Here is a 9110-nt window from a genome sequence, read left to right as displayed (position 1 = left end):
GCGGACTGATACTAATAGGCCGAGGGCTTGACCTAAAAAATTAGAGGCAATCTCAGAACATACTCTTAGCTTGCCGGTAGTTATTGTTCAGTTTTGAAGGTGTAAATCTTCAAAGAAGCACCATTAGCTCAGTTGGTAGAGCAACTGACTCTTAATCAGTGGGTCCACGGTTCGAGCCCGTGATGGTGTACCAGAATGGTGCGCTGTGGGATTGGACGGAAAGTGCAGTCCCGCAGTGGTGCCAGGCATACCGGGAAGCCGGCTGTAATGGCCCGTTGGTCAAGCGGTTAAGACGGCGGCCTCTCACGCCGCAAACGGGGGTTCGATTCCCCCACGGGTCACCATCTTTTCCTTGACAAGATGGTATGCGGTATGGTATGTTAATAAAGCGAGTAAGCGCAAAAGCGTTTCTCATATAGTGCGTGTCAATGGTGACGAGGGTACACCTGTTCCCATTCCGAACACAGTAGTTAAGCTCGTTTACGGTGACAATACTTGGCTGGCGACGGCCCGGGAAGATAACTCGACGCGCACATCAAGCGAATCACTTCGGTTCGCTCGATATTCCTCAATAGCTCAGTTGGTAGAGCATGCGGCTGTTAACCGCAGGGTCGTTGGTTCGAGTCCAACTTGAGGAGCCATTAGATAAGGCTTTGCCGCCACTATATATCGTGGCGGCAAAGTACTGTCAATCCCTTGATATGGGCCTTTAGCTCAGTTGGTTAGAGCAACCGGCTCATAACCGGTCGGTCCCGGGTTCGAGTCCCCGAAGGCCCACCAAATTTCATATTCGGCCCGGTAGCTCAGTTGGTTAGAGCGCCAGCCTGTCACGCTGGAGGCCGTGGGTTCAAGTCCCATCCGGGTCGCCAATACAACGGCGACATTGTTCGCCGTTTGTTTTTGCTGCTGTAGCTCAGTAGGTAGAGTGCATCCTTGGTAAGGATGAGGTCACCGGTTCAAATCCGGTCAGCAGCTCCACAAAACCGCTTTTTTCTTTTGAAAAGGGCGGTTTTTTACTTTTTGCTTTGGTGAGAATAAGGTGACTAGTTTAAATCTGATTTGCTGTTATATAAAACCTCGAAAACCAAAGTTTCCGAGGTTTTGTAGTGATGTTACGCTTTGTTTAGTCCAGCCTGCTCCAAAGCTCGACTGAGTTTTTTATTGAACATGCCTGTGATTTTGTGGGTCTTGCCATCCGTCGTCATCAACGTGATGGTGTTGGCCATTCCTACAGAGAACGAGCTTATCTGAGCCAGCGGATATTCAAAGAAGAGAGTCAGAGCATCGGTAAATATGACGCGATGGTTGGTAATATGCAGCTTACCAGGATTGGGCTTGGGTAGAACCCCCATACGCTTGGTCACATAAGATGCGGATGCTTCTTCCAGTATCTGTTCATTTTCGTGTAAGTTCCATTTTGCCATTTTTCTATCTCTCGGTTTCATCTAGTCTATTTTGTATTGTATTGATTTGTTTTACTGAAATATAACACTAAATGCATCACAGGATTTCCAGAAAGGAAGATAAGCATTTGCCAGGGAACAGCAGTTTTCTGGATAAGGTGAAACGGTGCAGCACCGTGCAGTTATCTCACTCTTCAGCATCCCATACAAAACTGTCCACTATGGTTTGGGCAGCCTGATATGCACTGTCAGAACCAGTGAAATTGGTAAGCTGCACTAAGCAAAATTCGTAATCCTTTACAATGTAATATTGCTTTGTTACAGCGGCACCATCATCGATGGTGAAGGTGTAAACGACGTCACCCTGTTCTGTATTGCTGCCGCTCCCTTCCAGCTGGGCATCCGTACCGTTTAATTGCATCTGAAGCTGCTTCATGATGGCATCTTTGAACTTTGTGTGTTCTTCTGCGCTGTATCGATTTGCACCGACGCTGATGGAAATATTATCAGGCAATTCATCCTCCTCGTGCCCTTCTTCTACATAGAAAACCATATTTGCCGAAGAATGTTCATCAGATTTCACCCATCCGTCCGGCACAGTATAGCTGCCCGGAATGGCAGTTTCCTGCTCGGGTTTTGCTGTATTGGCCTGACTGTTCTCCTGCTGGTTCACCGAAGCGCTTTCTGAAGAATTGTCCACATCGTTCTTCTGTTCGGCTTTGCCACTGCTGCAGCCAGCCAGCAATAACATTACCATCAACACAGCCCCTATTTCTTTTCGCATTTCTCTTGCCTCCTTTGTTCCAATAATAGGATACTAAAAATTTGCATTTCCGTCAATGCGATGTCATGACGACATTTCTGACTGACATCTGTCCAAAACAGAAAAGCCTGTCGTGAGACAGGCTTTCCAAAAGATTGATTTAGTCGCTGACGAGCGGAGTGGATAGATAGCGGTCGCCAGTATCGGGCAGCAGTGCCACAATGGTTTTGCCCTTGTTTTCCGGACGCTGAGACAGCGCAACAGCAGCATGAAGCGCTGCACCGGAGGAAATACCGATAAACAGACCTTCACTGTGTGTGAAAGTGCGTGCGGTAGAAAAGGCATCTTCGCCCTTTACGCGGATAACTTCGTCGAATACGCCGGTATTGAGAACCTCCGGTACGAAACCGGCGCCAATGCCCTGAATCTTGTGCGGACCGCCCTTGCCGGTAGACAGCACAGGGGATTCGTCCGGCTCCACGGCAATGACCTTGATATTGGGGTTCTGCTCTTTCAGGTAGGAGCCAACACCGGTAATCGTGCCGCCTGTGCCAACACCTGCAACAAAAATGTCGATTTTGCCGTCGGTCTGGGACCAGAGCTCAGGACCTGTTGTTGCATAGTGTGCTGCGGGATTGGCGGGATTGACAAACTGTCCCGGAATAAAGCTGTTCTCAATTTCTGCCGCCAGTTCGTCAGCCTTTGCAATCGCGCCGGACATGCCCTTGGTGCCGTCAGTGAGCACCAGTTCCGCACCGTATGCCTTGAGCATATTGCGGCGCTCGACACTCATGGTCTCAGGCATGGTGAGGATGATGCGATAGCCCTTGGCCGCGGCAACCGCCGCAAGGCCGATGCCGGTGTTGCCACTGGTCGGCTCAATGATGGTCGCGCCCGGCTTGAGCGCGCCGCTCTCCTCGGCCTTGGTAATCATTGCGTTGGCAACGCGGTCCTTGACCGAGCCTGCCGGATTGAAGTATTCGAGCTTGGCAAGAATTTGCGCCTGCGCGCCGGATTTTTCTGCAAATTTATCTGCCGCGTACAGCGGGGTGTTGCCGATTAAATCGGCAAAGCTATGCTTGATATCTGACATGTGGTGTGCCACCTTTCATATTCCCTTAATTCATAGGTGTTTTATATGAATTAAGCATACAGGGAAAAAACGGATTTGTCAAGAGGAAATTAAAAAAACGCCCATGTGACGGGTTAAGCCCCATAGGTACACAATGTGAACCTATGGGGCTTAATGCCGTGTATGGGGAAAATTAGGGCATGTGGAGCACCACATGCCCTAATTTTATATTCTGTGCTCCCTTTCCCGATATCCTCTTTTGCAGATTACAGAAGCTCAAATATTATAGTGGCTTTTTCAGATGACCTGTGGTATGGTGTCTTGCTACGAGGAGGTAGGACACATGAATGACATACTGAAACAGCTCTACAACAGATTTTACACGCCACTGCCCATGACGGAGGCTGAGCAGGAAATTGAAGATTGTCACAAGCAGCTCATCGAGCGATTGGAAAAACCAGAGAGAAAACTGGTGCTGCGGATCATGGATACCCAGAATCTAATGGCAGAGGAACGCTCTATGGACAGTTTCCTCTGTGGATTTCACCTGGCTTTAAAAATGGCAAACGAATTGAATTACTATAAACAAAACAGGCAGCCATCGTCAGCTGAAGAAGCTGAGGCAGATGCCTGTTCTGTATGATTGTAACAGGATGCATTCCGCACATCTCACCTGTGCGACACCATCTCTTGTAGGATGGCGTCAAGCCGCTGGAACGCCTGCGCCTTACGGGTCGGAAGCCATTCCGAGCGTTCCTGATCATAATAGCGAAATGCTGCCTCCCACGCAGATATTGCAAGCACATCGCAATACGCCTTACTGGAGGAAAAGCCAACAGGCTGTCCCCCAGGAAAATCGGTGTTGTTGGTCAGCGATGCAATGCAATGGCCACTCAGCAGCTCCGGGGATACCGGCGAAAGATGGATGCCGCCTATATTTGTGCAAGAGGAATGTCTATCCTCGCAAACGGAGAGCAGTTCCAACTTCTCATCGTTGAGCAGACCTGCGTCGTGCAATTCATTCAGAAGCGCAGTATATTCCTGCTGTGTCATGTTGGACGGATCATACTTCTGGTTAAGGCTCTCCCATTCCTCATCTGTCAATACAGTGGAAAGGTCAGGCATGGGCTGATTGTTCTCGGAGGAAAGCGCAGGAGCGCTCGAAAAAACATTGGAGAAATACGCCTGCATGGCAGTTCGATCCTCCGAACTGCTGCACACTACAAAGCTGGCGCTTGGAACGGTACCAGCCATAACATCCGCCCAGCTGACGGTGGGAACGCTGGATGCCCTTGCCCTTTTGGCATGATTGGTTACAGCCTTTTCAGCGTATTGGACTCCACAAACCATAGAAATCCTCTATCCTTTCACAAACTAAGCGATATCGTAACCTGTGTAATAACTTAACTGTCTGTTCTGCCAGCAATCAGGGCCATTATACGGTCTGGATTCGCTCGTTCTTGACGCGGTCAATGGTCAGTTGAATACTGCTTAAATCCATCATCAAAGGCGATGTAGTTGCCCCGCTCCCTGTGGTCCCTCTCACCGCATTCATTTGGTTTAGGATCTCCAGCACTTTGGAATAGGTGCCTTGCCTGATTTGCAAACTGCTGTCAGGCACTGCCCACTGGGACATGATCTGCGCAAACTGAAGTGCGTTTCCACTCACATCACGCAGGGAACGGACACTGGATCCCATACTGGAAGATGAGGTCCAGATGTAGGCAGGCTCAAAATACCCCGGCACAATCGTGATACGGGACATTCCCAAGTCACTGGTTTCCAATCGGCTCAGGACGCCTTTTTTCTCCAAGTATCGGATGAATTCGTCATACTCCGTTTGTGACATGTTTTGCGGATCATACTTTTCCGCAAGCGCTTGGATTTCCGCCTCCGACAGCGTTTGATTGCCCAACTCAGGTGGATTCCCTTGTGCTTGCTCGACCTGTTTTTGAAATTTTTCCATGAGAGCCGTGTAGTTATAAGTACCAATCTCCGCTTTTTGGGTCGTGGGATTCAGCCAAATGCAGGGCAAATAAATCGCCTCAGCTCCTCCTGTCACATTCACACAAACATCTCCTTCACAAACAGTACGCTGTTCAAGACAAAACCGTTACGCCTTTACATCAATTCCCCGCTGGTATTCCTCCAAAATGCTGGTATCGAATGCCTGCCCCGGCTGCCAGCCGGGAACACGGGATTTGACAAAGGCATTGATTTTGTCCACTTCATCAAAGTGGATCTGGTCTATTGTGTAGGCCGCATCCCTCCGGTCTTTGGAAGGGATGGACATTAGATAGCTATGCACCATTTCTCCATATTCATTGCCTGTCCCAGTCATGCCATAGCGGTACTTCATATTCTCAAATACTCTGTCTCGCACCTTCTGTTCGATCTCCTTGGATACAGGGATGGTATGAAAGTCTGCCGCAGTCATCCCGGTAATATCCATCCCGTCATCCGGCGTATCAGGGTGCGCTACCGCAGCGCCGTTTGGATATTTCGGCTGTTTGACTCCACGCTGATACTGATCTGAGGTCATCATCATACGGGCAATATCTGTGATCGTCATTGTGTTACACCCTTTCCTAAAAATTTGCTGTCATGCCCGAATATCCACGGTAGCTGCGTCGGCAGGTGACTGCCCCTGGGCAGCAGCCTTCATTTCTGCACGAGCTTCTTTATAGGCATGGTAATATATCATGGTTGTCTCGCCTTTGAATGCTAATTCTGCCTTGGTCTGTATTTTTGTCCATCCGCCGCCAAAGCTGTTATAGCTTGCAATGACCTCTCCATCTGGAGAGTAAATCTCGGATGTTTGACCAATAGAATCACTCTGGACTTTGGCTGAACAATTCCCCATTAAACGCTCCAGAAATACCTTTACTCGTTCCTGCTCCTTAGCAAGATCCCGCATTATGGAGTTGACCTGAGACATTGGGCCAGCGCGATCCGGTGACACATACTGCTCCATACGAGCACGCCGCATCTGCAGAAATTCTGTATCCATGTAGATGCCCTTTTCCGCATCCTCTCGGGCCAGTGTTTGAATCTGCTTTACAAAGCCATCTGTGATCGCATTTTCAACAGTCTTTTTTGCTGTTTTTTGGATTTGCGAAGTTCCACCCAGCGTAGCGGTATTGTTGGTTCCTAAACCACCAATTTGCATGGATACTCCCTCCCAACATCATTTGGAATGCGGTACACTTTCCGTCCAGGGATCGTAATTTTTCGAGTATTCGAAATCAGCGTTCGTCCAACCATCCAGCTTGGGGACCATTATACCTTAAAGTCTACCCCTCTACGCCCGTACATCGAATCTGTGCTATGTCGCTGAAAGTATCCATTAGAATACAGTTGTAGTGTGTTCAAAAAATCATTTAGCTTATCTGCCTGCTCTGAATCTTGTGTAGTAAATTTGAGCAAATCAGAAACTGTGAATAAATCATCCCTGCTACCATTAAACCGAAAATCTTTACTGATGAAAGCCTCTTTCCCATCTGCATCTTTATAGCGTACCCATGTTGTGCCTTTCGTTGGGTCGGTTGGGTCAAATTCATCTGTTTTGTACTTAATGACCTCTTCAGTACCATCAGGATTTCGGATGGTTAAAGAGTCCATTGTCAAAACACCATGGTTTCTGTTACCGCCCTGCTCAAAAAACCATTCAAAATTTTCCGGGGGAACAGCGTCATAATCAGTGATATACTGCTGGGAAGTATCAAAATTATTGCTCCAAGCCGAATTGAAATTATAGTACAAATTCAATCCCTCGGCCTTATAGTCTGGAACCTCAAAAGAAAATCCTCGTTCTTGTGCTGCGCTTTCTGCCCCATCTGTAATTGCAGCAATCGCTTTTTCGCTGGCATAATAGTAATCAGAGTTATAATACTTCCAGCTTCGCTGCGAATTCATTTCGCCCGTAATATACTGCTCACCCTCTGCATTGTTGCGCTGAACCGCTACGTTCAACAACTTCTGCCGAAAGGTATTGTAGAACTTGTCCGCCGCTACCTTTTGGCTTTCAGCAGATGCGCCTGACTCGCAAACCTGGTTCAGATAATCACCTAACAGGCATTCGTACTCTGCCTGTAGATCATCCTCCGACAGACTTCCGTCAAAAAACTGATTAGCACAGCGCTCCATTTCAGTCAAAACAGAATCCCTGACAGCTCGATTACCTTCCAGAACAGGCGCACTTGTGCCTGTAAGAAGTTTTTCCTCTTGGATTGAGCCTTTGGTATCCTCATATCGTACGAACCGATCCATCTGTATCTGATCGGCAGAAGTACGTTTTACCATACCCTCGGTTTTCAACACATCCTTGGAATTAATCCTATCATAAATCCATGCCGGGCTTTTTCCGGCGGAAAAAACATTCATTTTCTACTCCACCTTGTTATTCTTGTGCAAGTATCGGAAAGCTATAGAATAAACACATGAAATATTGACGGGATAGTGAGCGATTGTCTGTCAAATTCTTGTGTTACTTTACGATATGAGTATCTGCAGGGGATATTAAATTATCGTATTCTTCTATCTTTACGCCTTTACATCAACGCCCCGCTGATGTTTCTCTAAAATGCTGATATCCAATGCCTGCTCCGGCTGCCAGGGGAGGGACGTCGCCCCGTCGCACGCCTCCTGCTCTGTGCCCTCCGGCCTCTGCCCAGCTTTGCAGGCGGGCTGCATCCGCTGGACGGCGGCCAGCACGGCAAGCCCGGAGGAATCTTTTTGGGCAAACCGGGTGAGCGCCTGCGTCCGCACTTGCTCGTACACCTGCTCGGCCTCCTCCTGGGTGTCACAGGTGCGGAGTTGCTCCTCGACTATTTCAATCTCCCGCTGGATCCGCTCCGCCTTGGCCGCAGCTTCCGGGTAATGCTGGCGCAGAAAGCGCATTTCCGCCGTAGTCAGTCGCCTGCCTGTATGCATCTTGCGGATGATCTCCTCATACTTCCGATAACGTGCCCGGCTCTCTTCCATTTCCCGGACCTCCTCTTCGGGAAAGAGGGACGTGGCCGTCAGCTCCACTTTACGCTTTTCTCCGATTGGAAGAGCCTGCTTTTGGAGACTGAAAGGGTGACTGCCGCCAATGCCATTCATCGCCATAGAAGGAACCTCCTTACCTTAATGGTTTTGTGGCCGCTGCCAGCTCTGGCCATCCATGCCAGCGGAAATTGCTTATCTTTTGCAGTTATGCACGGATATTCAGGGTAGCTGTGTCAGCAGGAGCTTGTCCTTGGACAGCAGCATTCATCTCCGCACGAGCTTCTCGAAATGCCTGCAAATAAATCATATCCGTCTCGGTAATAAAATTGAATTCCGCTTTCGTCTGATGCATAGTCCATTGGCCATAAAAGCTGCTATAGCTTGCAATCAGTTCTCCCTCTGGTGAATAGACTTCGGCTGTCCGAAATGTCGAATCACCTTTGATTTTGGCAGAATAGTCGCCGAAAAGACGCTCCAAATAGACCTTGATCCGCTCCTGTTCTTTTTCCAATGTTTTCATAACAGAATTTATTTTGGCCATTGGGCCAGCACGATCAGGAGAGACGTACTGCTCCATTCGAGCACGCCGAAGTTGACTAAATTCCTTGTCCATATAGATGCCTTTTTCCGCATCCTCTCGGGCCAGTGTTTGAATCTGCTTTACAAAGCCATCTGTGATCGCGTTCTTAACGGCCTTTTTTGCCGATGTTTGAATATTCGACGCACCGCCCAACTTGGCCGTATTGCTGGCTCCCAAGCCGCCAATTTGCATGGATACTCCCTCCCAACATCAATAAAATAGATTCTGTGTGCATACGGCGGTGGCCAGCGGCCACGGTTGCGGAGCACAGCGGCCGCTGTGCGGCCTAACGGCCACCCCAAT

At 48.8% G+C, this 9110-nt stretch carries 11 protein-coding genes, 6 tRNA genes and 1 rRNA gene; 8 read left to right on the top strand and 10 right to left on the bottom strand.

Features of this window, described 5'->3' with window-relative positions:
• Positions 1-117 precede the first annotated feature (117 nt).
• The 7 genes from ACTQ34_RS04735 to ACTQ34_RS04705 all read left to right on the top strand — a co-directional run bounded on the left by ACTQ34_RS04735 (position 118) and on the right by ACTQ34_RS04705 (position 978).
• Positions 118-193: transfer RNA gene (locus ACTQ34_RS04735), tRNA-Lys, on the top strand.
• Positions 194-269: 76 nt separating this feature from the next.
• A tRNA-Glu gene (locus ACTQ34_RS04730) sits at positions 270-344 on the top strand.
• 74 nt (positions 345-418) lie between these two features.
• Positions 419-535, top strand: a 5S ribosomal RNA gene (gene rrf, locus ACTQ34_RS04725).
• Between the two features lie 30 nt (positions 536-565).
• A tRNA-Asn gene (locus ACTQ34_RS04720) sits at positions 566-641 on the top strand.
• 62 nt (positions 642-703) lie between these two features.
• Positions 704-780: transfer RNA gene (locus tag ACTQ34_RS04715), tRNA-Ile, on the top strand.
• 12 nt (positions 781-792) lie between these two features.
• Positions 793-869, top strand: a tRNA-Asp gene (locus ACTQ34_RS04710).
• Positions 870-902: 33 nt separating this feature from the next.
• A tRNA-Thr gene (locus ACTQ34_RS04705) sits at positions 903-978 on the top strand.
• Positions 979-1112: 134 nt separating this feature from the next.
• Here the strand turns inward: ACTQ34_RS04705 and ACTQ34_RS04700 are convergent.
• From ACTQ34_RS04700 to cysK, 3 genes are all read right to left on the bottom strand, one after another.
• A complete protein-coding gene (locus ACTQ34_RS04700) occupies positions 1113-1424 on the bottom strand; it encodes a GRAM domain-containing protein (protein WP_441362738.1) in 312 nt (103 codons plus the stop codon).
• Between the two features lie 166 nt (positions 1425-1590).
• Positions 1591-2187, bottom strand: a complete 597-nt coding sequence (locus tag ACTQ34_RS04695; RefSeq protein WP_441362737.1) for a hypothetical protein — start codon at positions 2185-2187, stop codon at positions 1591-1593.
• Between the two features lie 139 nt (positions 2188-2326).
• Complete coding sequence (gene cysK, locus ACTQ34_RS04690) at positions 2327-3259, bottom strand: cysteine synthase A (RefSeq protein ID WP_441362736.1); 933 nt, start codon at positions 3257-3259, stop codon at positions 2327-2329.
• Between the two features lie 322 nt (positions 3260-3581).
• On the opposite strand from cysK, the gene ACTQ34_RS04685 reads away from it, so the two are divergent.
• Positions 3582-3881, top strand: coding sequence for a DUF6809 family protein (locus ACTQ34_RS04685; protein WP_441362735.1), 300 nt, complete (start codon positions 3582-3584; stop codon positions 3879-3881).
• Positions 3882-3907: 26 nt separating this feature from the next.
• Here the strand turns inward: ACTQ34_RS04685 and ACTQ34_RS04680 are convergent, their stop codons facing one another.
• The 7 genes from ACTQ34_RS04680 to ACTQ34_RS04650 all read right to left on the bottom strand — a co-directional run bounded on the left by ACTQ34_RS04680 (position 3908) and on the right by ACTQ34_RS04650 (position 8999).
• Positions 3908-4588, bottom strand: coding sequence for a hypothetical protein (locus ACTQ34_RS04680; protein ID WP_441362734.1), 681 nt, complete (start codon positions 4586-4588; stop codon positions 3908-3910).
• A gap of 85 nt (positions 4589-4673) precedes the next feature.
• The gene (locus ACTQ34_RS04675) at positions 4674-5306 is read right to left on the bottom strand and encodes a hypothetical protein (protein WP_441362733.1); all 633 of its coding nucleotides are present in this window, start codon (positions 5304-5306) and stop codon (positions 4674-4676) included.
• A gap of 45 nt (positions 5307-5351) precedes the next feature.
• Positions 5352-5810, bottom strand: coding sequence for a hypothetical protein (locus ACTQ34_RS04670; RefSeq protein ID WP_441362732.1), 459 nt, complete (start codon positions 5808-5810; stop codon positions 5352-5354).
• A gap of 30 nt (positions 5811-5840) precedes the next feature.
• Positions 5841-6407, bottom strand: a complete 567-nt coding sequence (locus ACTQ34_RS04665; RefSeq protein ID WP_441362731.1) for a hypothetical protein — start codon at positions 6405-6407, stop codon at positions 5841-5843.
• Between the two features lie 110 nt (positions 6408-6517).
• Positions 6518-7621, bottom strand: a complete 1104-nt coding sequence (locus ACTQ34_RS04660; protein WP_441362730.1) for a hypothetical protein — start codon at positions 7619-7621, stop codon at positions 6518-6520.
• Between the two features lie 159 nt (positions 7622-7780).
• Complete coding sequence (locus ACTQ34_RS04655; protein WP_441362729.1) at positions 7781-8347, bottom strand: hypothetical protein; 567 nt, start codon at positions 8345-8347, stop codon at positions 7781-7783.
• Positions 8348-8432: 85 nt separating this feature from the next.
• Entirely contained in the window at positions 8433-8999 is a 567-nt protein-coding gene (locus tag ACTQ34_RS04650; protein WP_441362728.1) for a hypothetical protein, read from the bottom strand.
• Positions 9000-9110: the final 111 nt, after the last annotated feature.

The sequence above is a fragment of the Agathobaculum sp. LCP25S3_E8 genome (assembly GCF_052117165.1).
Taxonomy (GTDB): domain Bacteria; phylum Bacillota; class Clostridia; order Oscillospirales; family Butyricicoccaceae; genus Agathobaculum.
The sequence above is the reverse complement of the archived record's forward strand: the minus strand, read 5'-3'. Positions and strand labels throughout refer to the sequence as shown.